The following is a 26,676-nucleotide window of genomic DNA, read 5'->3' as shown; positions in this document are numbered from 1 at the left end:
GCCCGCACACACCGAGGCCCGCGAACTGCTCCGCTCCAGAACCTCAACGAGCGCCAACCGAAGACGTGCTCGGCATAATGCCAATCATGGGCAAGGGGGTCCAACGGGGCCGACGCCGGCTGGGGGCGCTCCCCCTGGCCGCGCAGGTTGTTGCTCCACTCATTGCGTTGGTCGGGTGCACCTCGGGCACGTCGATCCCACAACCGTCCGACCTCACCCAGAGCTCGACGGGCCCGTCGATGACCGTGATTCCGGATGCCGTCGAGTGCGTCCAGGCTCGAGACCTCGGTGCGGGCGCGGGGGCCGACCTGCCGGTGAAGGACCTGTTCGAGCGGGGTGTCAAACGTGCCATCCACATCAACGAGGAGCTCGTTCCCGGCCGGGATGCGGGCGATGGCCGGTGCGCCGGGAGGTTTCCGGCGTTCGAGGCCGTCGACTGTGGCCTACGCGGTCCGTGGGCCCGCACGGGCTGGGGAGACCTGCTGATCGTCTCTGGAGCTCGACGGGTGCGCCACGTCGAGCTCGTCACCGAGGAGAGCGACCCAGCCCGGCCGAACTCCGCCTCGCGGATCATGACCTACGCCGAGATCGAGCTGCCCGTGCACGACCCCAAGCAGACGGGGCAGTTCGCGCAGGCGGCCTTCGAGCACTGCACGGGTGGCACGGACCAGCTCGTTCACGGGGTGCCGGCGGTGGTCGGGTTCGTGCCGTCGGAGTCTGAACCGTCGGGTGTGGCGGCTGCCGTCGCGTTCTTGACCCCGGAGCGTGTCGACTGGGTCGTCCTGGACGGGCAGCGGCCATGGACGAATGCGGAACGGCACCACGCACTCGCAGCGGTCGCTGCCCACCTCTCCTGACCTTGGCTCGGGCCTGCACCGTCAGCGGCTCACGTCGAGCCTGCGAGTCGCCAACTCGCGCCTCGGCCCTCGCGAGACCATCCGGGCCGTCGTCACCGACCTCGCCGTCCCGCGTACGCGCTGGGGCCGCTCGGTCATGGCGGTCGGTGGCAACGTCGACCGGTCGCACCCCTGCGCTCTGCACTACCCGAGCGTCCCGCGTCGGGACCTTCAGCCCTCCCCATCACGGGCGTAGGAGGAGCACGCTGGTTCTCAGGCGCCGGCGCCGCCGGCCGGGAGGAGAAGCCATGACACTGGACGAGCTCATGAGCAAGGCCAAGGACGCGATCACCGTGAAGAGGGTCTACGGCGAGCCCTACGAGAAGGACGGCGTCACTGTCATCCCTGCGGCCATGGTCGCCGGTGGCGGCGGGGGCGGGTCCGGCACCGACGAGTCCGGAAGCAACGGTGAAGGTGGCGGCTTCGGGATGGGTGGCCGACCCGCCGGCGCGTTCGTCATCAAGGACGGCGAGGTGACGTGGCGCCCTGCGGTGGACCCGAACCGGGTGCTCCTCATCGCCGGGATGGTCGCCGTCACCTGGCTCGCCACCCGGCCGTTCGTGGCCCGGCGCCGAGCCTGCACCTGAGACGCGGGCACCGACCGAGCGGCGCACCCCGTGGTGGGGTGGGGTGCACCGCGACGCGGACCCGGCCGGACGGCATACCTCGGGAGGGTGAGGTGTGCCGTCAGAGCCGACCGCGGATCGGTGTCCGCTCGACGGGGTCGCCCTCGTCGGGCATGACCATCTCGGCCCGCACCCCGAGCAGGCGGACCTCGCGCTCGGGGTCGAGTCGTCGGGCGAGGTCGACGGCGGCCGAGACGACCTCGTCGCGCTCGGTCGTCGGGCCGGGCAGCTTCCTGGCCTTGGTCTGCGTGAAGAACGGTGCGTAGCGCACCTTGAGCGTCACCCGGAAGACCGGGCGCCCCTCGCGAACCGTGTCGTCGAAGGCCTGTGACGCCAGCTCGCGCACGGCTGCCTCGACCTGCTCGGGCGTCGTGAGGTTGCTCTGGTAGGTCGTCTCGCGGCTGTGGCCCCGCGCGATCCACGGCGAATCGTCGACGACCGCCGAGCCGAGGCCCCTGCCGAGCTGGGAGTACCAGACCCCCATCCTCGGACCGAACTCCTCGACGAGCTGCGACTCAGGCGCGTCGGCGAGCTGCTGAACCGTCGAGATGTCATGGGCGGCAAGGCGTTTGGAGACCTTCGAACCAACGCCCCAGAGGTCGATCGTCGGCCGCGGACCCATCACCTCGAACCAGTTGTCGCGCGTCAGCCGGAAGACGCCGCGAGGCTTGCCGAAGCCCGTCGCGATCTTGGCGCGCACCTTGTTGTCACCGATGCCCACCGAGCAGTGCAGCCGCGTGGCCTCGAGGACCGCGGCCTGGACGCCCCTCGCGAAGGTCTCGGGGTCATCGGCCTGCACGCCGAGGAAGGCCTCGTCCCAGCCGAGCACCTCGACGACGACGCCGAGGCCGCGCAACGCGTCCATCACCTGCTCCGACGCCTCCGTGTAGGCCGGGGCATCCACGGGGAGGATGACGGCGCCCGGCGCCTTGCGCGCCGCCAGTCGCAGCGGCATACCGGAACCGACGCCGAAGGCGCGGGCCTCGTAGCTCGCCGTGGACACGACTGCCCGCTCGGTCGGGTCGCCGCGGCCACCGACGATGACGGGCAGCCCCGCCAGCTCTGGGCGCCGGAGCACCTCGACCGCCGCGATGAACTGGTCGAGGTCGACGTGCAGCACCCAGGACGGCGGGCCCATGGCGCTAGATCTGTTTGCCCCGGCGGAAGGTCAGGGGCTCGTCGTCGTCAGCCTGCGGCGGGGTCTGCGACCGTGGTGCCGGTCGCTTCGGGGACGCCGGCCCCGGTGCCGGTCGCTCCTGACGACGGCGCTGGGCGACGAGGTCGGACCGTCGGTCCTGCTCGCGCGCCGCGACCATGATGCCGTGGTAGAGCAGCGCCGCGGCGAGCAGCGTCAGCACGATGGAGCCGACGACGACCGGCGTGCCCGTGTGCGCGCCGCCGATCTCCGAGCGCAGCACCCAGAGGACGCCGGAAACCCCGCCCACGACGGCGGCGGCGGCGATCCAGACCATCGTCGCCCGTGTCACTCCGTTGCCCACCGGAACACTCTGGCACAGCCACCTCCGTGGGCATTGCAGCGGGCGCCTGAGCGCTCGCGCGTCACAGGCGCCGACCGCGTGCCACGGGGCGCAGGCGACCCTTCAGCCAGTCGTCCGTCTGGTCGGCGAAGTGCGGGTCGTCGGGCACCCCCGACGCCCCGAAGGGCACGACCCAGCCGCTCGCGTCGCGATCGGCGAGGTCCCAGACGTAGCGCGCGACCGGTCCGCCGTAGGCGCGGTCCGTGACCCCGGGGGCACTCGACGCGGCGAGCACGCACCCCTTGTCACCGGCCACCGGGTCGGGTGCCACCGAAGGGACACCCCGCAGGGGTATGCCGTCCGGCGAGGTCGCGCTGTCGAGCTGGTGCAGCGGGTCGAGACGGTGCCGGTCACCCCACACCTCGTGCGGGCCCACCTCTGTCGCAACACGATCGAGAGCAGCGCGGACCCCAGCGGCGACGTCGATGCCGATCTGCGGGGCGCCGCGGACCAGGGAGTGCCAGCCGGCGCCGACCTGGCCGTCGACATCGAGCCAGGACGCGAAGATCCTCGAGTGCCCCGTCGGCCGGTGCAGGGGCGCCAGCTGCGGTTGCGCGGTGAACCACCGCACCAGCGCGGTCCTCCACGCCGAGAAGAGCGCGGCGCCGTGGCTCGACGGGTCGCTGAGCCCGTCCCACGCGAGCAGCTCAGAGCGCACCGCTGCCGCATCGACGGTCAGGTTCTCGTCTGGCAGGTCCTCGACGAGCTCGCGCATGAGGGCCGCCTGCCCGTTGAGCGTGTCGACGTGGATGGACGCGCAGTCGTCGGCCGTCAGCCCCTCGCGATCACCGACGAGCTCGCGAATCCGGTTGGCACGGAAGGGTGTTGCGTACTCCGCACCGAGGCCACCGCCACTGGCTCGGTCGTTCGCGCTGACCATGACGTCGTCGACGTCACGGGCCTCGTTCGAGCGGCGACCGCGCCACACGTGGCGGGGGTCCCATGCGGCGACGGGCCGCTCGAGGTTGAGCGCGTCGCGGTCGGGGACGCGCCCGACGACGAGGTGACGCATGTGACCGGACGTGTCGGCCACGAGCGCGCTGTTGACCGGCTCCACCCAGCGCGACAGCGCCCGCTCGACGTCATCGACCGTGCGCGCACGCAGCAGTGGCAGGAGCGCCCCGAAGCCGAGGTCGAGGTCGACCTGGCTCGGGGTCCGCAGGCTGTATGCCCTGAGGCGGGCTGGCGCCTCCACCGTTGCCTCAGCTGCGTCGGCTACCTCGGCTGCCGCGAGCGCCTCGGAGAGCCCGGTGACGATCGGTCCACGGGCCGTGACGACGACCGGAACCTCGACCGGCGATCCTCCGCGCACTGCGACCGTCTCGACCGACCGCGTCACCGGCTCCCACCCGTCGACGCCCCGTGCCTCGAGGGGACGGTCGCCACCGTCGTCGACCGCGGGCCCCGACGCCGCCCGCAGCGACTCGATCGTGAGGTCCTGGTAGTCGGCCATGGCGTTCGTGATGCCCCACGCCACCGACCCCGTGTGCGCGAAGTGCTGCACGCCGGGCACCCCCGGGAAGGTGAAACCGACGACGTCGAACTCCGGGCAGGCGAGGCCCACCTGCTGGTAGCAGCCGGGCAGCTCGACGGTCCGGTGCGGGTCTCCGGCGATGAGCGGCAGGCCCGACGCCGTCTGCCGGCCACCGATCACCCACGCGTTGCTGCCGGACTGCTCCACCCCCTCACGACCGTCGAGGCCCTCGGCGTTGATGAGGGGCAGCAGGTGCGGCCCCACCGTGTCGGCGACGTGGCCGTTGAAGAGCTTGTAGGGGAAGGTGCCGAAGAGCAGGTGGATGGCCCAGAAGATGCCGAGAGGGGTCCAGGGCTCCCACGGGCGCGCTTGGGCGACAACGGGTTCGATTCCGAGGATGCCGATCTCCCGTGACCTGGCCAGACCCTCGGGCAGGCCCTCGTCGACACCGGCGACATACGCCTGGAGCCACGCCTGCGTCTCGTCGTCGAGTGCCTCGTAGGCCCGGCGCACGGTGGGCTCGAGCCGGACCTGCCGGGCGAAGGTGTCCCACGGCACGCCGGAGGCGCCGATGTGCTCCGCCGTGCGACCCTCCATGCGCCACCGCTGGTGCTCGATCTGCCACCCGCGGTCGAGTGCGGTGACGTGGCCCTGGGCGCGGGCCAGCTCGAAGACGTCGTCGCCCCAGAGGTGCGGTATGCCGTGGGCGTCGCGGTCGACCCGCCAGCTCACTCGCTGGCTCGCAGCCGACCCCAGCCGTGCCACCGGTCGACGTCGATGCGTGCGGTGATCCGCGCCCGGTCGCGCACGGAGTAGGGCTGGCCGGTGTAGTGCCGGGCGATGCGGTCGATGTCGGCGAGGTCGGGGTCGTCGACCATCTCGACGACCCGCCCCTGGAGGCTGACGTGCGTGATCCAGTTGTCGGGGTCCATCGCACTCAGGCTGATGCGCGGGTCTGCCCGCAGGTAGTCGAGCCGCTTGCGACCGGCGTCCATGTTGACGACGACCTGACCCTGCTCGAAGAGATACCACGTCGGCACGGAGACGGGCTGCCCGTCGGGCCGCACGACACTGATCGTCGCGTAGTTGGGCCGGCTGAGGAACGTCGCCACTTCATCTGGCAGTGGAGGCTTGGGCACGTCGAATCTCCTTGCGTGTCAGTGGATCTCGCGTGTGATCTAGGTGGCGCTGAACCGTCGCTCGAGCTCGCGGAAGAAGGCGTCGGAGAGGCGGGTGTACTCCTGGAGCGTGAGGCGCACGGGTTCCCCCGCCTTGAGGCCGAGGACGGCGCGCTCCGGGTCGAGGGGGATCTGCGGGTCCTCCATGAGGGTGCCGCCGTTCTCCATGAGCGACCGGGCGAGCACACGCACCTCGTTGAGGGCGTTGCCGTCCTTGCCCTCGACCCCCCGCAGCCGGTGCACGAAGTAGCCCTCGAGCACGAGGAGCATGTTGTTGAAGTACTCGGACTCGAGCGACTCCAGCGCTCCCTCGAGACCCGAGAGGTCGGCGTCGCCGTGGTCACGGGCCGCCTGGGCGACCTCACGGAACATCGCCGTCTGGGTCTCGACCCGCGAGCGGCACGCATCGATGTAGTCGCCGTCGTACTCCCTCATGCCGAGCATGCCCTCAGCCTAGCCAGCCCGGCAGGGACGACACCGGCAACCACCGTGCCGACCGGACGGCATACGGCTAACGTTGCGCCCATGGTGCGCGGCGAACGCAACGTGCTCGGAGGCGAGCTCGAGGTGTGCGGCACTGATCCGCTGACCGGCTTCTACCGCGACAGCTACTGCACGACAGGCCCGGAGGACCGCGGCAGCCACACGGTGTGCGTCGTCGTCACCGACGAGTTCCTCGACCACCAGCTCGGCGTCGGCAACGACCTGACGACCCCGCGGCCCGAGTGGCGCTTCCCCGGGCTCGTGCCCGGCGACCGGTGGTGCGTCGTGGCGAGCCGCTGGCTCGAGGCGCAGCAGGCGGGCGCCGCCGCCCCGGTCTTCCTCGCGGCCACGCACGAGCGCGCCCTCGACATCGTCCCGCTGCAGCTGCTCGAGGCGTATGCGGCAGACGTGCCCGACGACCCCAGCTCGCTGCTCTAGACCCCGGTCACCGACGAAGCCGGTCGACCACGGCGTCGGCGAGGACGGCATACCCCTTGGGGTTGGGGTGGAAGTCGAGGTTGCTGCACATCGTCGTCCACTGGCAGATGCGGATGACGTTGAGGGGCACGTCACCGTGCTCGGGGAAGGGCAGCGTCGGCGCGAACGCGGTCGTCGAGAAGTGGCGCGCGACCTGAGCGACGTCGGCACGGGCGCCGGCGGCCGACGACGTGATCGCCTCGTTCACACCACCGGTGCCGGCGAGCAGCGCGACCGAGGAGAGCGCAGCCAGCCTGAAGAGCGGGGCGTCAGGGCCGAGCCGCAGCCAGAAGACGAGGAAGGGGTCGTAGTAGTCGAGCACGATGATCTGCACGTCCGGCCCGGCCGCGGCACGCAGCGTGTTGAGGATGACCGGCAGGTTCGCGCGCAGCTTCTGCAGAGCGGGGGTGGTGCAGCTCGGGGGCAGGAGGAGCACGCCGCACCTCGCGACGTCGTTGCCGCCGATGTCGATCGTCACGAGCCGCATCGTGCGCCGGTGCTCGCGCAGGAACGCGGCGGCCTGCGCGAGCTGGCTGCCTTGCGCGTAGGAGCACGTACCGCCCGAGATCATCGACGCGGTCGTCTCGCCCGAGCAGGCGAGGTTGACGAGCGTCGCCCCACGGTGGTGCGTGCGGACGGCGGCAAGGGTCGCGCCGGCGTAGCCCTGGGTGCGGTGGTCACCGCTGCCGTGGAGGTAGCCGGCTGCGAGGGAGTCGCCGAGGGCGAGATACCAGCCCCCGGACCCGGAGTCGCGCGTCGGCGGGGCCGCGCTGGGTGCCGCAGCGAGCGCTGCCGCAACGCTGGGTGCCGCAGCGAGCGGCGCCGCGGGTGCCGGCGCCACGCCGGCGAAGCAGACGAGCAGGGCGGCGGCGACGACGCCGAGGGCGGTCGTGCGGACCGTGGTGCTGAGGGTGCGGACGGTGCGGACGGTCGTGCGCATGATGCTCTCCTGGCCGGCGGCTCCCCGAGCCAGCCACTGCGCGCCGACTGCACCGCCTCGACGAGCATGGCACGCGGCGGACGGCGCGTCACCCGTTATCGCCGCCTTGGGTGAATTCGGGCGAAGCGGTTCCGTCCGCGCCCCGGAGAGCACACAATCGTCGGACCACCTCCCCATCGCCTCGACCGGAGCCGCCTGTGCACGCGAAGCCCGCCGTCGCCGCAGCCGTCGCGACGCTCGTGGCCTGCGCCCTGGGCGCCTGCTCGGGCGACCGGCCCGCGGTCGAGCTCAGCCAGGCCGCGGCAGGCACCCCGACGCCGATGCAGACCGTCACGGTCACGGAGCTCATGACCCCGACGGTGACGACGACGGCCACGCAGACGCTGACCACGACGGCGACGGTCACCGTGACGGCGCTGCCGCGACCCAGCCTCTCGACCTCGACGACGTTCAACCGGTCGCTCGCCTCGCTCGACTACACCAACCTCATCGACGACATCCGGGTCCTCGACGGCATGCCCGGCACGGGGTCGCCGACGGCTCTGCAGTTCGAGGTGCTGGCCCGCCACCTCGCCTCCCTGCGCGCCAACGGCGCCCCTCCCGGCATCGACCCCCCGAGCTACTACTCGCGCATCGGCTCGCTCCAGCTCTTCGCCGAGGCCGCGTCGACCGAGGCCGGGGCCGGCTCACCGCAGGCGGCCAGCCGCTATGCGGTCATCCGCCAGGAGACGGGCGTGCTGCTCTCGCTCGTCAACGGGGCCCTGAGGTCGAGCTACGCGCTGCCGGCCCCGCCCACGCGGACGACCTCGACGCCAACGACGACGGCGTCTCGCTGAGCCCACCCCACGCGGTCGCGGTCGACGTCCTGCAGTCCGGCCGTTTCCCGGTCGTATGCCGTCAGGGCGCTCTGGCGCTCTCGATGCCCAGCTGCGTTCTCCTGCAGCACGTCTCGGGCACCTGAGCCCACGGCGAGCGGCTCTGCTGCGGTTGCAGACCGGACAAATGGGACGTTGACTGTGTGCATCGCCGGCTGTCGCCGCCGGCGTGTCACACGCAACTCACACACCACGACAGGAACGCACTCACATGTCCAGACGCCTGACCCGCACCACCGTCTCCCTCGCCGCTGCAGCCCTGCTCGGCAGCATCGCCGCGGTCACCGCACCCGCCGCCTTCGCCGTCGGCGAGGGGCCCTCGTGCTGCACCAACGGCACGGTCAACACCTCGATCCTGCACACCTACGACTCGATGGTCGCCGAGCTCAAGGCGCAGGCGGCCAAGCAGCCCCGCATGCAGCTCGAGGTGATCGGCCAGACGATCAAGGGCCGCGACATCCACCTCGTGAAGTACCTCAGCGATCCCTCGAACCCGACGATCCTCTACCTCACGCAGCAGCACGGCAACGAGCAGCTGACGACCGAGGGCACACTCGAGTTCATCAAGAGCCTCGGCACCGGCAAGAACGGCGGCGTCCTCGACGGGGTCAACATCCTCATCGTGCCGATGCTCAACGCCGACGGCGCGATGGGCGACGTCGACTTCTCGCTCGACGGCTACGTCGCGTCGGGCGGCCGGCACCTGACCCGCTACAACGCGGCTCGCGTCGACCTCAACCGCGACCACGTCGCCAAGGCCCAGCCCGAGACGAAGGCGCTGCACGACAAGGTCCTGTCGGTCTACGACATCGACTACGCGATCGACCTCCACCACCAGGGCACGACGAGCCGCGCGGACGGTGAGCTCGTCTCCGGCTCGATCCTCCACCCGACGAACGGCGACGTCAGCGCCGAGACCCTCGCCGGCAGCAAGCGCCTCGGCGCCGTCGTCTACAACGCCATCCAGCCGACCGGCTGGGGCCACCTCGGCAAGTACGTCGGCGGCAGCGAGCGCACCATCGCGCGCAACGGCCTCGCCGCGGAGTACGGCATCTCGACCCTGCTCTTCGAGATGCGCGGCATGAGCGACCACGAGAACGAGAGCGCCGTGCTCGGCCAGAAGAGCAACGGCTACCTCATCCGCCAGACCGTCGTCACGCTGACGTCGACGGCCCGCGCGATCGCCGACGGCTCGATCGACACCGTCGACGCGTCGTTCTGGGACACCCTGCCCGCCCAGCGCAGCTGAGCCACCCAGGGGTATGCCGTCCGGTCCGGGAGCGCGGGTGGGGCTCGCTCCCGGCCGGGCGGCATACCTGATCGGCGGGCCGGCCGTCGCTGTCGATGTGTGGGGTGTCGACGGGAATCCGAGGACGGACTCCCCCTGACCGACGCCGGCCCGACTACCGTGGCGTTCCACGTCAGCGAGAGGGGGAGGGAACCATGCAGCGTGGTCTTGCGATCATCGGCGGCATCGCCGTCGGGGTCCTGCTCGGCTTCGCGGTGGGCCTCACGCTGGGACGGCTCGTCGCCGACTCACCCGGGATGGACGAGGCCGAGTACATGGGCGTCATCTTCCTCGGCTCCTTCGGGGGACCTCTGGTCGGCGCCGCGATCGGAGGCACCGTCGCGGCCCGGCTGACCCGTCGCTGACCGAGCGGCACCGGACCACCCGGTCGATGTATCTGCGCGGGCCAGGGGCCTCGCGGATACATCGGCTCGGCGGGCGCGGGGGGCTCAGTCGGTCGAGGGCGGCGGGTCGGCGTGGATCCGGTGGCCGAGCCTCGCATGCGACCGCCGTGGGGCCGGCACCCGCGACCACACCGCGCCCTGGAGTGCGAGTGTCGCCCACCCCGCGAGCGCCATGCCGACGATGTTGAGCACGAGCTGCAGTGCGCTGCCCCGGACCTCCGACCACGCGCCGAACGCGAGGCCCAGACCGACGTTGCCGGCGGCGGGGATCGTCGTCACCGAGATGAAGACGCCGCTGAGGCCACCGAGCTTGGCGGAGGTGAGGGAGAGCACGCCAGCCGCTGCGGCGAGGATCGCGACGATGAACGACCACTGGTCGGGTGCGTAGATGAAGCCCGTCGCCGGCCGCGGGCCGGTGATGTCCTCGAGCGTCACCCAGCCGAGGGCGCGCCCGACGAGACCGGCCAGGCAGGTCACGGCGATCGCCACCCCGAAGCCGACGACCAGTGCCTTCGCCGCGACCGCGAGCAGCAGCGGCCGTCGCCGCACGAGGGCGACCCCGAGCGCGGCGATCGCGCCGAACTCCGGCCCGAGCACCATCGCGCCGATGACGAGGATCTGCGAGTCGAGCACGATCGCGACGCCGGCGATGAGGGTCGCGAGTGCCATGAAGGAGAGGTAGGTCCAGTTGAGCTCGCTGTCGTCGTAGGAGCGCTGGGCGACCTGCGCCCAGACGACGGCGTCGGCGCTGCTGCCGGGCGTCTCCTCGTCGGCCTCGAACCCGGCCCGCGAGATCCACGTCGTGACCGGCTCGACCTGGAGCGTGCCGCACTCGTGCACCCCCAGCTCGCGCAGCCGGTCGATGAGCACGTTGGCGCCCTCGCGCGCGACGTCCGCGTAGACGACGTCGCCGACCGGGCGCACCGCGGCGCCGCGCAGCACCGACAGCGTGCTCACCGCGGTCGAGTCGGACAGCACCTGCATGACCCGGTCGGTCAAGTCACCGGGGATCGTGACGGTCATCCTCAGCATGACGGACAGTCTCCACCTGCCCGCGGCGCCGCCGGTGCGTCAGCGCCGGGCTCAGCAGTCGCAGTGGTCGCCGCGCCAGGCCTCGATGCCCTCTCGGACGGCGACGGCCGCGATGACGAGAGCCGCGACAGGGTCGGCCCACCCCCAGCCCAACGTCGCGTTGAGCAGCAGCCCGACGAGGAGGACCCCGGAGAGATAGGCGCAGAGTCTGGTCTGCTTGCCGTCGGCCTCGACCGCACGCGACCCCAGTGCCTGTCCGGTGCGCCGCTGGGCCCACGACAGCCACGGCATGATGAGGATCGAGGCGATCGCGAGCCCGATGCCGACGGGCGAGGGCGCCGGATGCTCTCCGCCGACAAGGGCGCCCACTGCCTCATAGGACACGTAGGCGGCCAGCGCGAAGAACGACACCGCGAGGGCTCGCAGGGCCGCGCGCTCGCGGGACTCGGGCACGGCGTGACGGAACTGCCACAGGATGATGAGGGCGCTCGACACCTCGATGGTGGAGTCGAGCCCGAAGCCCACGAGGGCGACCGACCCGGCCGCGAGCCCCGCCGCGATGGCGACGCCGGCCTCGACGACGTTGTAGGCGACCGAGGCCCCAGCGAGCAGCTGGGCCCGGCGGCCGAGCCGCAGCCGCTCCGCAGGGTCGCTCACCCAGTGGGAGTGCCCGGGCGCGTCGTGGTCGTGACCGTCGTGGTCGTGGTCATCGTGGTGGTCGCGCGCAACCGGCGTCAGCCCGAGGTCGGGCCGGTGGCTCTGGGTCATGACGCCTCCAGACCCGACGTCGGGCAGAGCGCCACGGCATCCCCGGTGAGCGCGAGCAGTCGCTCGGCGGCCCCGAAGACCTCGAGCATGGCTTCCGGCTCCGCCAGCCGGAAGAGCGAGGCGCGCCCCTCCGGTCGTGACACGACGAGCCCGCAGTCGCGCAGACAGGCCAGGTGCTTCGACACCGTCGACTGGGCGAGGCCGAGGTGCGCGGTGAGCTCGACGACGCGGTGCTCCCCCAGCGTCAGGTGACGCAGGATGGCGAGCCGGCTCGGGTCGCTGAGACCGTGGAAGAGCAACGCGGCCACCGCGAGCGCCTGCGGCTCGTCGACGACGCCTTCATCGATCTCCAACGCTGTCATCGCCATGAGGCGATGCTAGCCGTATGCCGTCCGACCGCCAAGACGCGCCCGTCGACGTCGCGACCGGTGCACCCCGACCGGTCCCACCGGGCCTGCCGGATATCACTTCTTGACGCCGGGCACCGTGTCGGGACAGGGTGACCACCCGTGACCCCTCCACCCGAGGCGACAGCCCCGAAAGCCCCGACAGCCGAGACGGCTGAGACCGCCCAGGCCGCCCAGAACCGCCGCGCCCGCCTCGCGGCCGGCGCCGCCTTCTTCGTCCAGGGGCTGCTCTTCATCACCCTGACGACCCGGCTGCCCCAGATCCAGGACCGGTGGTCGCTCGACGAGCTCGCCGTGAGCGGTCTGCTGCTCATGGTGGTGCTGCTCGCCGGCGTCGGCTCGGTCGTCGCCGAGGTGGTCGCCGGGCGATCGTCGAGCGCCGTCGTCGTGCGGCTGGGGCTCGTCGTCGCGACCCTGGGTTTCGCCACGCTCCTGCTCGCTCCGGCCTTCCCCGTCTTCGTGGCCGGGCTCGCCGCCTACGGGGTGGGCCTCGGGCTCGTCGACGCGTCGAGCAACATGCAGGCCGTGACGGTCGAGCACCTCTACCGTCGCCCCATCCTCCCGTCCTTCCATGCCTTCTGGACCGCGGGCGGCATCGTCGCCACCCTCGTCACGCTCGCGACCTCCGGGGTCGCGCTGGGCGCCGCGCTGCTCCCGCTGCTGCTGCTCCCGGTCGCGGCACTGGCCGCGCCGTTCGTGACCCGCGACCGGCTCGCACCGGCCGCAGAGTCGCTCGACGTGCCCTGGCGCCGGATCATGCTGCTCGGCATCGCGATGGTGCTCTTCTACATGGTCGACACAGCTGCGACGACCTGGGGACCGGTCTACCTCGACGGGACGCTCGACGCGCCGAGCGGGCTCACCGCGCTCGCCACCCTCCCCTACCTCGTCGCCACGCTCATCGCCCGTGGCATCGGTGACGGGCTCGTGCACCGCTACGGCGCCGTCTGGCTGCTGCGCATCTGCGGCGTCGTCGCAGCACTGTCGCTCGCGGTCGTCGTCTTCGCCCCGACGTGGGTCATCGCCGTCGTCGGCTTCACCGTGCTCGGCGGTGCTGTCGCGACGATCGCCCCGCTGTCCTTCTCGGCCGCAGGAGCGATCGCAGGTGGGGAGGACCTCGACGACGTGCGCCGCAACGAGCGCGTCGACCAGGTCGTCGCGCGCTTCAACCAGTTCAACTACGTCGGAGCGCTGCTCGGCGCGGTGCTCACCGGCGCCGTCGGCTCAGAGAACCTGCGGCTCGGTTTCGCGGTGCCGATGGTGCTGATCCTCGGCATCATCCCGCTCGCCTCGCAGTTCGCGATCATCCGTCGGAGGGTCGACGCCTCCGCCCCGGTCTGAGCGCGTTCGCGAGAGAGCCTCGCAGCAGCTCGATCGCCGGGCCGATGTCGTGCACCGGCACGCCGCCGAGGCCGAAGGCGAGGCCGTGCCGGGGGTCGGGCCCTCGGTGCCGCGACGAGAGCGTGTCGACGAAGACGCCTGCACGCTCGGCCGCCTCGGCCACGACGACGTCCGACACCTCGGGGTCGCGCAGCAGCGTCGTGACGTGCAGCCCCGCCGCCGATGGCACGACCCGCAGCCACGGGTCGAGCTGTGACTCGAGACGCCCGACCAGCTCGTCGCGTCGCTCGCGGTAGACCTTGCTCGCGCGTCGCACGTGCGCGGCATGGTGGCCCTCGGCGAGGAAGTCCGCGAGCGCCGACTGCGTGGTGGCGTCACCGTTCCACACGGTGACCCGGCGCGCCTCACGCAGGGCCGGCTGCAGCGAGACGGGGGCGATCGCGTAGCCGATGCGCAGAGCAGGGAGCAGCGACTTGGAGAACGACCCGATGTAGACGACGCGACCGTCGCGGTCGAGGCTCTGCAGCGGCTCGAGCGGCCGGTCGGCAAACCGGAACTCGCTGTCGTAGTCGTCCTCCACGACGAGTGCGTCGTGACGAACGGCCCAGTCCAGCAGAGCAGTTCGTCTCGCCCGTGACATCGTCACACCGGTCGGGAACTGGTGCGACGGGGTGACGTGGACGAGGCGCGTCCCGGCCGGCAGGGCATCGACGACGAGCCCCTCGTCGTCGACGGGCACCGGGTGCACGACCGCCCGGTGGGTCTCGAGGAGACGGTGCGCGGCCTCGTAGCCCGGGTCCTCGACCGCGACGACCGCGCCCGGGTCGAGGACCACGCGGGCGACGAGGTCGAGCGCCTGCTGCGCCCCGGCGGTGACGACCACGTCGTCACCCGAGGCGACGACCGATCGGGAGAGGCCGGCATACCGAGCGATCTCGGCCTGCAGCCCTGGGTGCCCGCTGGTCTCGTACGTGCCGTGGTCGACGCGACCGGCACGCAGGTGCGCCGTGACGAGGCGGCGCCACGTGGCATACGGGAAGAGGGTGGTGTCAGGGACACCGAGCGAGAAGTCGTATGCCGCCCCGTCGGGACCGCGCGCTGGTGGCGTCTCGCGCTGCCACACTGCCGTCGGCCGGACCGCGCCGTGACGCGCCGTGCGGGCGGGGCGTGTCGCGTTGGCCCCCGCCGCCAGTGAGCAGCCTTGCACGACAAAGGTGCCCGCGCCACGTCGCGAGACGAGGAACTCCTCCGCCACCAGCCGGTCGTAGGCAGCCGTCACCGTGCCGCGGGCGACGCCGAGGGTGGCGGCGAGGTCGCGCGAGGCCGGCACCCGGTCGCCGCCGTCAAGGCGCCCGTCGAGGATCGCCTCGCGCAGCCGGGCATAGATCTGGGCGGCACGGTCACCCGAGCCGGAGAGCGCGACGTGCAGCTCGGCACCACGATGGGACACATGGTGATTGGACCATACGAGTCGGACCGATGTGGACCTTCTGACCGGTCCACTGGTGAGGCAGGCTCGATCCGTGACGACGACCGAGGGGCTCACGACGAGCCGGACCCCCACCGCACCGACCACCCGTCGCGGCGGGCTCTCGCTCGCCCAGGGAACCGCACTGTCCGTGGGCGCCGTGCTCGGCACGGGTGTCATCACTCTCCCGGCGCTGGCTGCGGACCTTGCGGGGCCGGCCTCGCTCGTGGCGTGGGGCGCGCTCGTCGTCCTCTCGGTCCCGCTGGCGAGCACCTTCGCGGCCCTCGGCGCGCGATACCCCGGCTCGGGGGGTGTGTCGACCTACGTGCGGCAGGCCTTCGGCGACCGCGCGGCCGCAGCCGTGGGGTGGTGCTTCCTGTTCGCCGTGCCGGTCGGGGCACCACCGGCCTCGATGATGGCCGGGGGCTACGTCGCCGATGTCGTCGGAGGTGGACGAGCTACGGCACTCGGCGTCGCGCTCGCGCTCATCCTCGGCACGGCTGCGATGAACATCGCTGGTCTGCGCCTCTCCGGGCGCGTGCAGCTGGGGCTCGCGACGGTGCTGGCGCTGCTGATGACCGCGACGATGGCGCTCGCACTGCCGCACGGCAGCACCGAGTCCCTGACGCCGTTCGCACCGAACGGGTGGGGCGCCGTCGGTTCCGCGGCTGCGGTGCTCGTCTGGGGCTTCGCCGGGTGGGAGGCGGTCGCATCGCTCGCCGGGGAGTACCGCGACCCCCGCCGTGACGTGCCGCGGGCAACCGCGCTCGCGGTGACTGTCGTCGGCGTGCTCTACCTCGGGCTGGCGGCGACGAGCATCCTCGTGCTCGGTGCCGACGCCGGTCGCAGCCAGGCGCCGCTCTCGGACCTGCTCGCCATCGCGCTCGGAGACCCGGCCCGTGTGGTGACGGCGGTCGTCGCCGTGCTGCTCACCCTGGGGGCGATGAACGCCTACTTCGCCGGTGGCTCGCGGCTCGCTGCGGCTCTGGCCCACGAGGGCGCCCTGCCCGGCTGGCTCGCCCCGGGCGCCGGGGTGGGAGAGGTCCCCCGGCGCGGCGTGGTCGTCATCGGCGTCGCCGCCACGCTGTCGCTGCTCGTCACGGCTGTGCTCGGGCTCGGCCTCACCCCGCTCATGCTGCTGGCCACCGGGTGCTTCACCCTCGTCTACGTGCTCGGCACGGCGTCGGCGCTGGTGCTGCTGCCGCGCTGGTCGACGGCGTGGTGGACCGCCGCGGTGGCCTTCGTCAGCGTGCTCGGCCTCCTGGCCGCGAACGGGCTCCACGCCCTCTGGGCGCTGGGGATCGTCAGCCTGTCGCTCCTCCACCACCGGTGGCGGACCAGCGCTCGGGCGTCATCCGGAAGAGGCACGACTCGCCCTCGTAGTACTTCTCGATGATGCCGAGGTCATCCATGCCGAGGCGACGGCACACGGCCTTGGAGGGCTCGTTGTCGGTGTGCGTGAGGGCGAAGATCTCGGGCAGCCCCCCGTCGAAGCCGTGCTGCATGACTGCCGCCGCAGCCTCGGTGGCGTAGCCCCTGCCCCAGGAGTCGGGGTGCAGGTGCCAGCCGATCTCGACCTCGCCGTGGTCGTCGTTGGGCAGGGTCAGGAGGATGACGGACCCCGCGATCCTGCTCGGCTCGTCACGGGTGGCACGCACCTCGACGGCCCAGAAGCCGAGGGGCGGGTTCTCGCTCCGGCGGTGGTAGCGGTCGATCCGCTCGTGCGCCTCGTCGAGGTCCTTCATGAGCACCGGCTCGCCGTCACCGAGCCACTTCACGACCTCGAGGCGGCTCTGGATGTCGAGGAGGCGCTCGGCCTCGTCGTGGCTCCACGGGCGGATGATCAGGCGCGGGGTCTCGACGTGCATGACGTCACGCTCGCACGGCCGGGAGCCCGCCGTCATCCGCATTGCTGCAGCCGAGGATCGCGCAGCCACGCCACCGCCCCTTCGCAACAGCACTCCCCCGTGGCAGTTCAGCCGAGTGATCCGCGCTCCCTCTGTGTTGAGTCACCCGTTGACTCAGCTCGGGCCCACCCAGCGCAGTGCAAGTCTCCGGCGACGTACGCCGTGGGCGCGGCCCGGGCAGACGACCTCACGCCCTCTGTGTTGAGTCACCCCTTGACTCAGCTCGCCCCACCTGGGCCGCCTGATGCGCGACGGATCGCAGCTGAGTCACCCCACGACTCAACGCAGAGGCAGCTGACACCCTCGCCCCGACAGCCAACCGACCGGCTCCGTCCCGGACATTCCCAGCCTTGTCGCCATCCCCGTGGCCGCCCTTCATCGCCGTCCGCGACGCCGTCCACAGCCCCCGGAGTGGGAGCCCGGCTTCCTCGCGCCGTCCACAGCGACGACGCGGGCCCTTCCTTCACCCTCGCCAGCCACCGAGGCTCGGACCATGATCGAAGCAGCGGGCCACGGCCCCGACGCCCATGCCGACGCGCTTCGCCATGTCCGTCACGCGCGGCAGCTGAGCCAGCGCGAGCTGGCACGGCTCGCCGGCGCCCCCCCAGGCCGCATCGCGCGACTCGAGGCTGGGCAGCTGCCCGCCTCGCTCGAGTCAGTGGTGGGCCTCTACCGTCTGCTGGGCTTCACCGTGGGGCTGCACCACCTGTTTCCCTGCCCCGCACCCCCCGAGGCCGGGACGTCGGGGCCTGCCTGTGGCCGTTGGGAGGACGACGGTGCGGTGGCCTTCGTGGACAGGGCCGGCCGGGCCTTTCCGGCCCATGCCGAGCACCGGGTGGGCGAGGTCCCCGACTGGCTTGGCGGCAGGTACAGCTGGGGCGTGGAGTGCGAGAGCGCGCACTGGTGGACCCGGCGGCGGACCTCCGACCGGGTGGCCCTGCCCCCGCAACCGCCGGGGGTCTGGCTGCCACAGCAGCGACGCGCACGGCAGGATGGCGCCATGCCCGACGAGTCAGCCACCACCACGGCCATCAGCACGGCCATCGCCGCGTATGCCGCCGGTCGCCCGGAGCTCGAGGAGGCCACCGAGCGCTTCGTGCAGCTGGTGCGCGAGCTGCTCGACGACGCGGGCATCAACTACCTGTCGGTGACGGGCCGCACCAAAAGCGTCGAGTCCTTCGCGGCCAAGGCCGAGCAGCGCCGCGACGGCAAGCTGCTGCACCCCCACCCGCTCGTCGACATCACCGACCAGATCGGCGTCCGGGTCATCACCTTCGTGCCCGACGACGTCACCGCCGTGGCCAAGCTGCTCGCGGAGGAGCTCGCGGTCATCGACGACCGCGACATGGGCCAGGAGACGGCCCGGGCCGGTCGCTTCGGCTATGCCAGCCGCCACCTGCTCGTGTCGGTCGACGCGAGCAGGACGATCCCGGCGGCATACGCCTCGCTGCGGCGGCGGAGCGCCTCGGTGCAGATCCGGACGGTGCTCCAGCACGCGTGGGCCGAGTTCGAGCACGACATCCGCTACAAGGGCACCGTGCCCGAGGAGCACGCCCACGACCTCGACCGGCGCTTCACCCTCGCCGCAGGGCTGCTCGAGCTCGCCGACCGCGAGTTCTCCGCGATCCGCGACCGGCTCCAGCAGGCCCTGCCCGAGCGGCCCGCAGACCCCGACGAGCCCGGCGGCGGGGGCGGCATCGACGCGCAGGACCTCGCGAAGTTCCTCGCGGGAAAGTACGCCGACGCCGGCTGGTCGCGCGGTGACCACTACACGTGGGTGTCGGGGCTGCTGCTCGAGCTCGGCATCACGTCGGTGGAGCAGCTGGCCGAGGTCATCGCCCCCGTCGACGGCGCCGACCTCAGCGCGCGGATGGGCTACCGCTACCCGCCCGGCGCCGTGCGGCGGCTCGACGACGCCCTGCTCGCGACGTTCGGCGAGCGCTACGTCGAGCTGCCCGGCAACGAGCACCGCCGCGCGTCGCTCGAGACCCGGCTGCACAAGCTGCGCGACTGATTCGGCCATCGTGTCGATTCCAGACGGCCGAGTTCGTCAGGATGATGTGGCGAGGGTCGCCACGAGCGCAGGCGTCAACCCGACCCGGCGCGCCAGACCACGAAGGAGCCGGCCATGGCCGACACGTACGCCTACCTGATCCACGAGCCCGACTGGAACTCCGACGCCTACCTGGGCGGCGGGGATCCCGGCGCCGCCCCGGCCGGCAAGGACCCGAGCGCCCCCGGCGCCCAGGCAGCTCCACCCGACATGAACGCGTCCTTCCCCGAGCACGAGGCCTTCCAGCTCGCGGTCGCGGACCTCGGCGCCCGGGTCGTCGGCGGGGCGGCCCTGCAGAACTCCCGCCACGGCGGCACGGTCCGGCCCGGGGGCAAGGACAGGCTCGTCGAGGACGCCGTCTACACCGACGGGCCGTTCACCGACACCGCCGAGGTGATCACCGGCTTCTACCTCGTCGAGACCGACGACGAGGACACGGCCCGCCGCATCGCCGCCCTCGTGCCCACGGGCGGCCGCATCGAGTGGCGCAAGGTCTTCCCGACGGGGATGTGAGTGCCGCTCGGGCCGGGTGAGTTCGAGGAGGCGTGGCCGCGCATCGTGCGCGCCCTCGCCTCCTTCACCGGCAGCCTCGACGACGCCGAGGAATATGCCGCTGAGGCCGTCGCGCGGGCCGCCGCCCACGAGCGGGCCGGCGGCAGGCCGATCGAGTCGTATGCCGCGTGGTGCACCTCGGTGGCGAGGCGAGCCTGGCTCGACGACGCCCGGCGCCGGACCACCCTGCGCCGGCTCGCCCCCGAGCTCGCCCGCCCCGACACGGACCTCACGGCTGCCCCCGTCACCGACCGGACCGCCATGGATGCCGACGACCTCTCCCGTGCTGGCCTCGACGACCGGCTCGCCCTGCTCTTCGTCGCCTGCGACGAGGCGATCTCTCCTGCCTCGCGCATGGTGCTCGCGCTCCGGGTCGTCTGCGGGCTCACCGTGCCCGAGATCGCCGGCCATCTCGGCATCCAGGAGACCGCGGCAGCAGCCCGGCTCACCCGGGCCAAGCGCGCTCTGAGCGAGGCGCGCGGCAGCTTCCACATCCCCGACGCGTCTGAGCGGGAGCGCCGGCTGCCCGTCGTGCTCGCCTGTGTCGCAGGCATGTTCACCGTCGCCCACCGGACGGTGCTCGACCCGGCCGACGGTGTGGCCGACACCGGGCGCCAGGCGCTCTCCATCGCCGACGCCGTCGTCGCGGCCTACCCGTCCGACACCGAGGCCCGCGGCCTGCGCGCCGTGATCCGTCTCGGGCTGGCCCGTCGACCGGGTCGCATCGACGAGACGGGCACGGGGCTCGCCCTCGACGAGGTCGACCGCAGCCGGTGGGACCTCGCCCTGCTTCGGGCCGGGCTCGCCGACGCGACCCTGGCTGCGGCAGGCGACGGCCGCTTCGCCCTCGAGGCCGCGATCGCGGGGCTGCACTCGAGCGCGAGGTCCTTCGCCGACACCGACTGGGAGCGGATCGTCCAGCTCTACGTCGCGCTCGAGCAGCGCTGGCCCTCGCCCGCCGTGCAGGTCGCTCGACTCTCGGCGACCGCGCACGGGCGCCTCGCCCGCGGCGGCGACACCGCCGAGGTCGAGCGGGAGCTGCGGACCCTGGAAGCCGGCGCGGCGGCATACGCCCGTCGTGATGCGGCCCTGGCGCTCGCCGACATCGCATGGCGCACGGGGCGGCGTGGGGAGGCTGCGGCGCTCTACCGCGACCTCGCCGAGGTCATGGAGGCGGAGCCGCTGCGGCGCTTCTGCCTGCGGCGCGCCGCCGAGCCCGGCGACCACACCTCGGAAACGGGATGACCGGCACCTGCTCATCCCTCACACTGGTGCCGTGCCCACCTCAAGCCAGTGGCTCGCCTTCCTCGTCGCCTCGATCCTCTTCATCCAGGTGCCGGGTCCGAGCCTGCTCTTCACCATCGGCCGCGCGCTCACCGTGGGCCGGCGCGAGGCCCTGCTCTCCGTCGTCGGCAACGGCATCGGCGTGACGGTTCAGGTGCTGCTCGTCGCCGTCGGGCTCGGCGCCGTCGTGGCTGCGAGCGCCACCGCCTACTCGGTCATCAAGGTCGCCGGTGCGGCCTACGTCATCTGGCTCGGCATCCAGGCCATCCGGCACCGGGGCGAGGCACGCCAGGCCCTCGAGACCGAGACCGCCGCCCCCCACGGGCACGCGTTGCGCATCGGCTTCGTCGTCGGGGTCACCAACCCGAAGACGATCCTCTTCTTCGTCGCCTTCCTGCCGCAGTTCACCAACACCGCGGCCGGCCACGTCAGCATCCAGATGGCCGTGCTCGGGCTCGTCTTCGGTGTCATGGCGATCTGCTCCGACAGCATCTGGGCGCTGCTCGCGTCGAAGGCGCGCGACTGGTTCGCGCGTCAGCCACACCGCCTCGACCGGCTCGGCGCGGCCGGCGGCACGATGATGGTCGGCCTCGGGGTGACGCTGCTCGCCCGCGAGTGAGCCCGCGCGGTCGCCCGACGACGGCGGGCCGCACCAACTCCCAGCAGATTCCCAGCACAATCCCTGCGACAGCAGGCCTCTGCCTTTGGTAGGACGGAAGGGTGACCTTCGGCACGTCCGTGTTGACGGGCCCGCCAGACACGCACGCGCGGGCCCGTCAACACGAGCACGCCATCGCCGAGGCCGCCGCGGCGTATGCCGCCCTGCCGACCGACCAGCCGGTCCGGCTGGCCAAGCGCACGTCCAACCTCTTCCGCACGCGCGCCGCGGCGACTGCTCCCGGCCTTGACCTGTCGTCCCTCCAGGGCGTCGTCGAGGTCGACGCCGGCGCCTGCACGGCGCGGGTCGGGGGCCTGACGACCTACGAGCAGCTCGTCGACGAGCTGCTCCCCCACGGCTTCGTGCCTCTCGTCGTGCCCCAGCTGCGCACCATCACGATCGGCGGCGCCGTGACGGGGCTCGGCATCGAGGCCGCGTCCTTCCGCAACGGGCTGCCGCACGAGTCGGTCCGCGAGATGCGCATCCTCACCGGCGGGGGCGAGGTGGTCACCGCGACCCCGGACGGCGAGCACGCCGACCTCTTCCGCACCTTCCCCAACTCCTACGGGTCGCTCGGCTACGCCCTCGACCTCGTCATCGAGCTCGAGCCGGCGCTGCCCTACGTCTGCCTCCGCCACGTCCGCTTCCCGTCGGTCACGGACCTCCTCGACGTCGTCGACGAGGTGATGTCGACTCGGGCCCACGGGGGCGAGCGGGTCGACTTCGTCGACGGCGTCGTCTTCAGCGCGACCGAGTCCTACCTGACCCTCGCCCGGTGGACCGACGACCTCGAGGGGCGGGTGCGCCCGAGCGACTACACCGGCGACGAGATCTTCTACCGCTCGATGCAGACCCGGCGCCGCGACGTCCTCACGGCGCACGACTACCTGTGGCGGTGGGACACCGACTGGTTCTGGTGCAGCCGCGCCTTCGGGGCGCAGGTCCCGGCCGTGCGCCGCCTCTGGCCGCGGCACCTGCTGCGCAGCGACGTCTACTGGCGCATCGTCGCCCTCGAGAACCGGCACCACGTGATGGGGCGCATCGACCGCTGGCGCGGACGCCCCCCGAACGAGCGGGTCGTGCAGGACGTCGAGATCCCCCTGGATCGCACGGCCGACTTCGTCTCGTGGTTCCTGCGCGAGGTGCCGATCGAGCCGATCTGGCTCTGCCCCATCCAGCTCCGTCCCGGTGCGCACGGTGGGCAGGTCGAGCCCAGCGAGGGCTCCGGTGCGGCTGACGACCCGCCCTGGCCGCTCTACCCGATGCGCCCCGACGAGCGCTACGTCAACGTCGGCTTCTGGTCGACCGTCCCCATCGCGCCCGGCGCAGCCGATGGTGATGTCAACCGCGCCATCGAGCGGCAGGTCACCGACCTCGGTGGCCACAAGTCGCTCTACTCCGACGCCTACTACGACGAGGCCACCTTCGCCCGGCTCTACGGCGACGCGGCATACCGGCCCGTCAAGCGGCGCTACGACCCCGACGGTCGGTTCCCGACCCTCTACGAGAAGGCGGTGCAGGCAAGATGACGATGACGGTGGGCGCGGCATTCGACCGGATCTTCGGTGCAGATGCCCCTTTCCATCTCGTGGCGTTCGACGGCTCGACGGGCGGCACGCCGTCGGGCCGGGTGATGCGGCTGAAGAGCGCGCGCGGGCTCAACTACCTCCTCACGTCGCCGGGCGAGCTGGGCCTCGCCCGGGCCTACCTCATGGGCGACCTCGAGTTCGACGGCCTCGACGAGGGCGACCCCTACGAGGTCATGCGCCTCGTCGACGGCGGCCTCGTGCCCCGGCGCCTGACCCCGCGCGACATCGCCGAGCTGGCCGCGTTCGTGGGCCGCTCGGGCCTGCACGTGCCGGAGCTGCCCGCGGTCGAGACCCCCAGCCCGCTGCGCCGCCTCAGCCACGGGCTGCGCCACGCACGGGAGCGCGACGCCGAGGCGATCCACCATCACTACGACGTGAGCAACGAGTTCTACGAGCTCGTCCTCGGCCCGTCGATGACCTACACCTGCGCCTGCTACCCGGCCGACGCCTCGACGCTCGAGGACGCGCAGGCCTACAAGTACGACCTCGTCGCGCGCAAGCTCGGCCTCGAGCCGGGCATGCGGCTGCTCGACGTCGGCTGCGGGTGGGGCGGCATGGTGCGGCACGCCGTGCAGCACTACGGCGTCACCGCCCTCGGCGTCACCCTCTCGAAGGAGCAGGCCTCCTGGGCGCAGGCACGCATCGAGGCCGAGGGCCTCGGCGACCGCGCGGAGGTGCGGCACGCCGACTACCGCGACGTGTCGGAGCGCGGCTTCGACGCGGTGAGCTCGATCGGGCTGACGGAGCACATCGGGGTCAAGAACTATCCGGCCTACTTCCGCTTCCTGCGCGAACGGCTGCGCGACGAGGGGCGCCTGCTCAACCACTGCATCACCCGCCCGGACAACCAGCACGCCGGGCTGCCCCCGCGCGGCTTCATCAACCGCTACGTCTTCCCCGACGGCGAGCTCACCGGGTCGGGCGACATCGTGCGGGCCATGGAGGACGAGGGCTTCGAGGTGCGCCACCACGAGAACCTCCGCGAGCACTACGCGAAGACCCTCGCCGGGTGGAACACCAACCTGTCGAAGAACTGGGACGACTGCGTCGCCATCGCCGGGGTCGACACGGCGCGGGTGTGGGGGCTCTACCTCGCCGGATCGCGAGTTGCCTTCGAGCGCAACGAGATCCAGCTACATCAGGTCTTGGCGTCACGTACGACGCGGGAGGGCGCCTCCGGCTTCCCCCTCCGCCCGCGCTACGAACCCTCGGACTTCTGACCCCACAAAATCGAGAGAGCAGTTCGTCGGCCCACCCCGGGGATGCACAGCCCGGGAGAAGGCCGACGAACTGCTCTCTCGATTGGTCAGTGGCCCAAGCCGTCGGGGGCCACGGTCCGGGGGGGTCGGCCCGGCCGACGGTCAGCCGGAGCCGCCGAGGTCGACCTCGTAGGCCTCGTAGACGAGGTCGCCCCCGACCTGGCGGTGACGACGCAGCCGGCCCACGAGGGTCGTCACCTCCTCGCGAAAGGCGGGCAGGTCGGCGACCGTGCCACCGTGCTCGAGCACGGCCAGGAAGCCGTCAATGGCCTCGGCGAAGTCGCGGTGCTCGGCGCGCTGCCGCTCGATCGCCGGCACGAGCCGCGGCGCGGACGCGCTGATCCGGTCGTAGATGCCGCCGGGTCGCTCGGTGACCTCGACATGGTCGGAAAAGTCGTGCGCGAGCTCGGCGAGCGCCGCGTGCAGCCGCTCTCGCCAGACGCCACCTCGCCCGATCGCCGACTCGAGGGCGAGGTCGACGGCGCTCAACGAGTCGTGCAGCTCGGCGCGCCTCGTGCGCACCTGGTCGAGGTAGGCGGTGAGCTCGGAGCCCGTGGTGGCGGGCCGAGCGGTGTCGGGCTGAGTCTGCATCATGACCACCTCTCTGCTCCCATGGTCCCGCCGCGAGCGTGGCGCCGTCCAGAGGAGGCGCACGTGAGACGAGCCATGGGCTCAGCCGTGGCGTGGCGCATACATGATGACGGCGACGCCGACGAGGCAGAGCAGCGCGCCGCCGACGTCCCAGCGGTCGGGGCGGAAGCCGTCGACGACCATCCCCCAGATCAGCGAGCCGGCCACGAAGACGCCGCCGTATGCCGCGAGGATCCTTCCGAAGTTGGCGTCGGGCTGGAGGGTGGCGACGAAGCCGTAGAGGCCGAGCGCGATGACACCCGCCCCGATCCACGCCCAGCCGCGGTGCTCGCGCACGCCCTGCCAGACGAGCCAGGCACCACCGATCTCGGCGACTGCTGCGAGCACGAAGAGCAGGATCGATCGCGCGACGGTCACGGGGTCATCGTCGCACCACAGCGCGCCGGGAGGCGGGCGTGACGAGTGGGGGCAGACGGTTCAGAGGTCGCCGGCCGCGCGGCGCTCGTCGTCGCTGCGCAGGATGCAGAACTCGTTGCCCTCGGGATCCGCCATCACGACCCAGCCTCGCCCGTCAGGGGTGCGGCAGTCCTGCACGACGGACGCCCCCAGGGCGGTGACCCGCTCCACCTCCTCGTCGCGTGGGCGGTCGGTGGGGCGCAGGTCGAAGTGCACGCGGTTGCGCAGCTGCTTCGCGTCGGGCACGTCGATGAAGAGGATGCGGTGCGACTCGTCCGGCGAGAAGATCATGCACTCCTCGTGACCCGGCTCGTTGGGGTCGTCGGCGGCCTCGTGGTAGCCGAGCAGGTCGGCCCACCACACCGACTGGCGGTAGGCATCGAGGGCGTTGACAGTCGTGTGCGACAGGGCGAGGGCCATGCCCGTCATCCTGTCGCGGTGGCACACGCGACCGCCACGCAGTTTGTGGCGGCCGAAGGGGCTGGTGTCAGCCGACCTTGCGGCGCGTGGCGCTCCAGCGCCAGATCGCGGTGACGATGACCGCACCGACGATGGAGCCGATGATGCCGCTGGGACGCAGCTCGAGGCCGTCGCCCGCGATGAGGCTGGAGAGCAGGCCGCCGACGAAGGAGCCGACGAGGCCGGCCACGAAGGCCATCGTCCAGTCGATGCCCTTGCCTCCCCGACCGAGGATGAGCTGGGCCGCGGCGCCGACGAGCATGCCGAAGAGGATGATGCCGATGATGAGCATGCGCCGAGCATAGGTGGCGGCCGCTGAGGCGCGCACGCGCATGCCACACGCGCTCATGCCCGTGGCCCACCACTGCGTCAACCACGGTTGACACTCAGAGTGGTCCATGCGTACGGTGTCAACTGAGGTTGACGGATTCTGGAGGGCGCATGGAGGTGGACGAGGTGCTGTCGATCGCACGTGCGACCGGTGACGACGACCCGCGGGTGGCGCTCGCCGCGGCTCGCGAGCTGCGCCGCGCGGCGGACCGCACCGAGGCCGCGGTCGTGCGCCGCGCCCGGGTGGGCGGCATGGCGTGGGCGGAGATCGCCGCGCAGCTGGGGGTCTCGCGCCAGGCGGTGCACAAGAAGTACGGGCGGCGCTGACGGTCGAGCGCGCCCC

30 protein-coding genes are annotated in these 26,676 nt (G+C 72.1%); 15 read left to right on the top strand and 15 right to left on the bottom strand.

The genetic code is table 11. The features are described 5' to 3' along the window. Positions 1–239 precede the first annotated feature (239 nt). Together FHX52_RS12585 and FHX52_RS12580 are read left to right on the top strand one after the other, a co-directional pair. Positions 240–857, top strand: coding sequence for a hypothetical protein (locus tag FHX52_RS12585; RefSeq protein ID WP_141822517.1), 618 nt, complete (start codon positions 240–242; stop codon positions 855–857). A 287-nt stretch (positions 858–1,144) separates the two neighbouring features. Further along, the gene (locus FHX52_RS12580) at positions 1,145–1,483 is read left to right on the top strand and encodes a sporulation protein (protein ID WP_141822515.1); all 339 of its coding nucleotides are present in this window, start codon (positions 1,145–1,147) and stop codon (positions 1,481–1,483) included. A gap of 100 nt (positions 1,484–1,583) precedes the next feature. Here FHX52_RS12580 and FHX52_RS12575 read toward each other — a convergent pair whose 3' ends face one another. The 5 genes from FHX52_RS12575 to FHX52_RS12555 all read right to left on the bottom strand — a co-directional run bounded on the left by FHX52_RS12575 (position 1,584) and on the right by FHX52_RS12555 (position 6,156). Further along, positions 1,584–2,660 (bottom strand): DNA polymerase IV, encoded by a 1,077-nt coding sequence (locus FHX52_RS12575; protein ID WP_185747266.1) that lies wholly within the window; start codon positions 2,658–2,660, stop codon positions 1,584–1,586. A gap of 4 nt (positions 2,661–2,664) precedes the next feature. Further along, positions 2,665–3,021, bottom strand: a complete 357-nt coding sequence (locus FHX52_RS12570; RefSeq protein WP_141822514.1) for a hypothetical protein — start codon at positions 3,019–3,021, stop codon at positions 2,665–2,667. Between the two features lie 61 nt (positions 3,022–3,082). Further along, on the bottom strand, positions 3,083–5,266 hold the full coding sequence (locus FHX52_RS12565) for a penicillin acylase family protein (RefSeq protein WP_141822512.1): 2,184 nt from the start codon (positions 5,264–5,266) through the stop codon (positions 3,083–3,085). Beyond that, a complete protein-coding gene (locus tag FHX52_RS12560) occupies positions 5,263–5,673 on the bottom strand; it encodes a PPOX class F420-dependent oxidoreductase (RefSeq protein ID WP_141822507.1) in 411 nt (136 codons plus the stop codon). Before FHX52_RS12560 ends, FHX52_RS12565 begins: the two co-directional genes overlap by 4 nt. 39 nt (positions 5,674–5,712) lie before the next feature. Next, positions 5,713–6,156, bottom strand: a complete 444-nt coding sequence (locus tag FHX52_RS12555) for a hypothetical protein (RefSeq protein ID WP_141822505.1) — start codon at positions 6,154–6,156, stop codon at positions 5,713–5,715. 81 nt (positions 6,157–6,237) lie between these two features. Between FHX52_RS12555 and FHX52_RS12550 the strand changes: the two genes are divergently transcribed. After that, complete coding sequence (locus FHX52_RS12550; protein ID WP_141822503.1) at positions 6,238–6,633, top strand: DUF2237 family protein; 396 nt, start codon at positions 6,238–6,240, stop codon at positions 6,631–6,633. A 7-nt stretch (positions 6,634–6,640) separates the two neighbouring features. On the opposite strand, the gene FHX52_RS12545 is transcribed toward FHX52_RS12550, so the two are convergent. Beyond that, on the bottom strand, positions 6,641–7,612 hold the full coding sequence (locus FHX52_RS12545; RefSeq protein ID WP_185747265.1) for an SGNH/GDSL hydrolase family protein: 972 nt from the start codon (positions 7,610–7,612) through the stop codon (positions 6,641–6,643). Between the two features lie 197 nt (positions 7,613–7,809). Between FHX52_RS12545 and FHX52_RS12540 the strand changes: the two genes are divergently transcribed. The 3 genes from FHX52_RS12540 to FHX52_RS12530 all read left to right on the top strand — a co-directional run bounded on the left by FHX52_RS12540 (position 7,810) and on the right by FHX52_RS12530 (position 10,140). Next, entirely contained in the window at positions 7,810–8,448 is a 639-nt protein-coding gene (locus FHX52_RS12540; protein WP_141822500.1) for a hypothetical protein, read from the top strand. Positions 8,449–8,698: 250 nt separating this feature from the next. After that, on the top strand, positions 8,699–9,736 hold the full coding sequence (locus FHX52_RS12535) for a M14 family zinc carboxypeptidase (RefSeq protein WP_141822498.1): 1,038 nt from the start codon (positions 8,699–8,701) through the stop codon (positions 9,734–9,736). 194 nt (positions 9,737–9,930) lie between these two features. Further along, positions 9,931–10,140: a hypothetical protein gene (locus FHX52_RS12530; RefSeq protein ID WP_141822496.1), complete on the top strand. Its 210-nt coding sequence runs from the start codon at positions 9,931–9,933 to the stop codon at positions 10,138–10,140. 84 nt (positions 10,141–10,224) lie between these two features. On the opposite strand, the gene FHX52_RS12525 is transcribed toward FHX52_RS12530, so the two are convergent. From FHX52_RS12525 to FHX52_RS12515, 3 genes are read right to left on the bottom strand one after another with little or no spacing between them, the layout of a single operon-like run. Next, positions 10,225–11,211 carry a DUF389 domain-containing protein gene (locus FHX52_RS12525; RefSeq protein ID WP_141822494.1) on the bottom strand — a complete coding sequence of 329 codons (987 nt, stop codon included), beginning with the start codon at positions 11,209–11,211 and terminating at the stop codon, positions 10,225–10,227. Positions 11,212–11,262: 51 nt separating this feature from the next. Next, entirely contained in the window at positions 11,263–11,979 is a 717-nt protein-coding gene (locus tag FHX52_RS12520; RefSeq protein ID WP_141822492.1) for a cation efflux transmembrane domain-containing protein, read from the bottom strand. Then, positions 11,976–12,347, bottom strand: coding sequence for an ArsR/SmtB family transcription factor (locus tag FHX52_RS12515; RefSeq protein WP_221630591.1), 372 nt, complete (start codon positions 12,345–12,347; stop codon positions 11,976–11,978). The genes FHX52_RS12520 and FHX52_RS12515 overlap by 4 nt, the downstream gene beginning before the upstream one ends. Positions 12,348–12,488: 141 nt before the next feature. Between FHX52_RS12515 and FHX52_RS12510 the strand changes: the two genes are divergently transcribed. Continuing rightward, positions 12,489–13,727 (top strand): MFS transporter, encoded by a 1,239-nt coding sequence (locus tag FHX52_RS12510; RefSeq protein WP_246069951.1) that lies wholly within the window; start codon positions 12,489–12,491, stop codon positions 13,725–13,727. Here FHX52_RS12510 and pdxR read toward each other — a convergent pair. Then, positions 13,690–15,177 carry a MocR-like pyridoxine biosynthesis transcription factor PdxR gene (pdxR, locus tag FHX52_RS12505; RefSeq protein ID WP_185747372.1) on the bottom strand — a complete coding sequence of 496 codons (1,488 nt, stop codon included), beginning with the start codon at positions 15,175–15,177 and terminating at the stop codon, positions 13,690–13,692. The genes FHX52_RS12510 and pdxR overlap by 38 nt on opposite strands. Positions 15,178–15,250: 73 nt before the next feature. Between pdxR and FHX52_RS12500 the strand changes: the two genes are divergently transcribed. Beyond that, the gene (locus FHX52_RS12500; RefSeq protein WP_141822488.1) at positions 15,251–16,591 is read left to right on the top strand and encodes an amino acid permease; all 1,341 of its coding nucleotides are present in this window, start codon (positions 15,251–15,253) and stop codon (positions 16,589–16,591) included. Here FHX52_RS12500 and FHX52_RS12495 read toward each other — a convergent pair. Beyond that, positions 16,500–17,063 (bottom strand): GNAT family N-acetyltransferase, encoded by a 564-nt coding sequence (locus FHX52_RS12495; RefSeq protein WP_221630590.1) that lies wholly within the window; start codon positions 17,061–17,063, stop codon positions 16,500–16,502. The two genes, FHX52_RS12500 and FHX52_RS12495, sit on opposite strands and share 92 nt — an antisense overlap. A 532-nt stretch (positions 17,064–17,595) precedes the next feature. Here FHX52_RS12495 and FHX52_RS24555 point away from each other — a divergent pair. From FHX52_RS24555 to FHX52_RS12465, 6 genes are all read left to right on the top strand, one after another. Further along, the gene (locus FHX52_RS24555) at positions 17,596–19,116 is read left to right on the top strand and encodes a helix-turn-helix domain-containing protein (protein ID WP_141822486.1); all 1,521 of its coding nucleotides are present in this window, start codon (positions 17,596–17,598) and stop codon (positions 19,114–19,116) included. A 114-nt stretch (positions 19,117–19,230) separates the two neighbouring features. Next, positions 19,231–19,668, top strand: coding sequence for a YciI family protein (locus FHX52_RS12485; protein ID WP_141822484.1), 438 nt, complete (start codon positions 19,231–19,233; stop codon positions 19,666–19,668). Beyond that, positions 19,669–20,952: a DUF6596 domain-containing protein gene (locus FHX52_RS12480; protein ID WP_141822482.1), complete on the top strand. Its 1,284-nt coding sequence runs from the start codon at positions 19,669–19,671 to the stop codon at positions 20,950–20,952. It abuts the gene before it with no gap. Positions 20,953–20,983: 31 nt separating this feature from the next. Beyond that, a complete protein-coding gene (locus tag FHX52_RS12475; protein WP_141822480.1) occupies positions 20,984–21,610 on the top strand; it encodes a LysE family translocator in 627 nt (208 codons plus the stop codon). A gap of 101 nt (positions 21,611–21,711) precedes the next feature. After that, positions 21,712–23,178 carry an FAD-binding oxidoreductase gene (locus FHX52_RS12470; protein WP_246069950.1) on the top strand — a complete coding sequence of 489 codons (1,467 nt, stop codon included), beginning with the start codon at positions 21,712–21,714 and terminating at the stop codon, positions 23,176–23,178. Further along, complete coding sequence (locus tag FHX52_RS12465) at positions 23,175–24,458, top strand: SAM-dependent methyltransferase (RefSeq protein ID WP_141822478.1); 1,284 nt, start codon at positions 23,175–23,177, stop codon at positions 24,456–24,458. Before FHX52_RS12470 ends, FHX52_RS12465 begins: the two co-directional genes overlap by 4 nt. 141 nt (positions 24,459–24,599) lie before the next feature. Here FHX52_RS12465 and FHX52_RS12460 read toward each other — a convergent pair whose 3' ends face one another. From FHX52_RS12460 to FHX52_RS12445, 4 genes are all read right to left on the bottom strand, one after another. Continuing rightward, on the bottom strand, positions 24,600–25,091 hold the full coding sequence (locus tag FHX52_RS12460) for a hemerythrin domain-containing protein (RefSeq protein WP_246069949.1): 492 nt from the start codon (positions 25,089–25,091) through the stop codon (positions 24,600–24,602). Between the two features lie 78 nt (positions 25,092–25,169). Beyond that, on the bottom strand, positions 25,170–25,505 hold the full coding sequence (locus FHX52_RS12455; RefSeq protein ID WP_141822476.1) for a YnfA family protein: 336 nt from the start codon (positions 25,503–25,505) through the stop codon (positions 25,170–25,172). A gap of 60 nt (positions 25,506–25,565) precedes the next feature. Continuing rightward, the gene (locus tag FHX52_RS12450; protein WP_141822474.1) at positions 25,566–25,964 is read right to left on the bottom strand and encodes a VOC family protein; all 399 of its coding nucleotides are present in this window, start codon (positions 25,962–25,964) and stop codon (positions 25,566–25,568) included. A 67-nt stretch (positions 25,965–26,031) separates the two neighbouring features. Further along, on the bottom strand, positions 26,032–26,295 hold the full coding sequence (locus FHX52_RS12445; RefSeq protein WP_141822472.1) for a GlsB/YeaQ/YmgE family stress response membrane protein: 264 nt from the start codon (positions 26,293–26,295) through the stop codon (positions 26,032–26,034). 149 nt (positions 26,296–26,444) lie between these two features. On the opposite strand from FHX52_RS12445, the gene FHX52_RS12440 reads away from it, so the two are divergent. Further along, the gene (locus tag FHX52_RS12440) at positions 26,445–26,660 is read left to right on the top strand and encodes a hypothetical protein (protein WP_141822470.1); all 216 of its coding nucleotides are present in this window, start codon (positions 26,445–26,447) and stop codon (positions 26,658–26,660) included. The last annotated feature ends 16 nt before the right edge of the window (positions 26,661–26,676 follow it).

This window comes from Humibacillus xanthopallidus (genome assembly GCF_006717145.1).
Classification (GTDB): Bacteria; Actinomycetota; Actinomycetes; order Actinomycetales; family Dermatophilaceae; genus Humibacillus; species Humibacillus xanthopallidus.
Note: the sequence above shows the minus strand (reverse complement) of the source record. Positions and strands in the feature narration are given on the sequence as shown.

What these genes read in the sequence shown, in the direction of transcription:
- FHX52_RS12460 (WP_246069949.1), bottom strand. Translation starts at nt 25,091, where the DNA reads ATGATGCAGACTCAGCCCGACACCGCTCGGCCCGCCACCACGGGCTCC.
- FHX52_RS12450 (WP_141822474.1), bottom strand. Translation starts at nt 25,964, where the DNA reads ATGGCCCTCGCCCTGTCGCACACGACTGTCAACGCCCTCGATGCCTAC.
- FHX52_RS12485 (WP_141822484.1), top strand. Translation starts at nt 19,231, where the DNA reads ATGGCCGACACGTACGCCTACCTGATCCACGAGCCCGACTGGAACTCC.
- FHX52_RS24555 (WP_141822486.1), top strand. Translation starts at nt 17,596, where the DNA reads ATGATCGAAGCAGCGGGCCACGGCCCCGACGCCCATGCCGACGCGCTT.
- FHX52_RS12465 (WP_141822478.1), top strand. Translation starts at nt 23,175, where the DNA reads ATGACGATGACGGTGGGCGCGGCATTCGACCGGATCTTCGGTGCAGAT.
- FHX52_RS12585 (WP_141822517.1), top strand. Translation starts at nt 240, where the DNA reads ATGACCGTGATTCCGGATGCCGTCGAGTGCGTCCAGGCTCGAGACCTC.
- FHX52_RS12440 (WP_141822470.1), top strand. Translation starts at nt 26,445, where the DNA reads ATGGAGGTGGACGAGGTGCTGTCGATCGCACGTGCGACCGGTGACGAC.
- FHX52_RS12575 (WP_185747266.1), bottom strand. Translation starts at nt 2,660, where the DNA reads ATGGGCCCGCCGTCCTGGGTGCTGCACGTCGACCTCGACCAGTTCATC.
- FHX52_RS12545 (WP_185747265.1), bottom strand. Translation starts at nt 7,612, where the DNA reads ATGCGCACGACCGTCCGCACCGTCCGCACCCTCAGCACCACGGTCCGC.
- FHX52_RS12445 (WP_141822472.1), bottom strand. Translation starts at nt 26,295, where the DNA reads ATGCTCATCATCGGCATCATCCTCTTCGGCATGCTCGTCGGCGCCGCG.
- FHX52_RS12530 (WP_141822496.1), top strand. Translation starts at nt 9,931, where the DNA reads ATGCAGCGTGGTCTTGCGATCATCGGCGGCATCGCCGTCGGGGTCCTG.
- FHX52_RS12555 (WP_141822505.1), bottom strand. Translation starts at nt 6,156, where the DNA reads ATGCTCGGCATGAGGGAGTACGACGGCGACTACATCGATGCGTGCCGC.
- FHX52_RS12515 (WP_221630591.1), bottom strand. Translation starts at nt 12,347, where the DNA reads ATGGCGATGACAGCGTTGGAGATCGATGAAGGCGTCGTCGACGAGCCG.
- FHX52_RS12495 (WP_221630590.1), bottom strand. Translation starts at nt 17,063, where the DNA reads ATGCACGTCGAGACCCCGCGCCTGATCATCCGCCCGTGGAGCCACGAC.
- FHX52_RS12535 (WP_141822498.1), top strand. Translation starts at nt 8,699, where the DNA reads ATGTCCAGACGCCTGACCCGCACCACCGTCTCCCTCGCCGCTGCAGCC.
- FHX52_RS12520 (WP_141822492.1), bottom strand. Translation starts at nt 11,979, where the DNA reads ATGACCCAGAGCCACCGGCCCGACCTCGGGCTGACGCCGGTTGCGCGC.
- FHX52_RS12580 (WP_141822515.1), top strand. Translation starts at nt 1,145, where the DNA reads ATGACACTGGACGAGCTCATGAGCAAGGCCAAGGACGCGATCACCGTG.
- FHX52_RS12525 (WP_141822494.1), bottom strand. Translation starts at nt 11,211, where the DNA reads ATGCTGAGGATGACCGTCACGATCCCCGGTGACTTGACCGACCGGGTC.
- FHX52_RS12550 (WP_141822503.1), top strand. Translation starts at nt 6,238, where the DNA reads ATGGTGCGCGGCGAACGCAACGTGCTCGGAGGCGAGCTCGAGGTGTGC.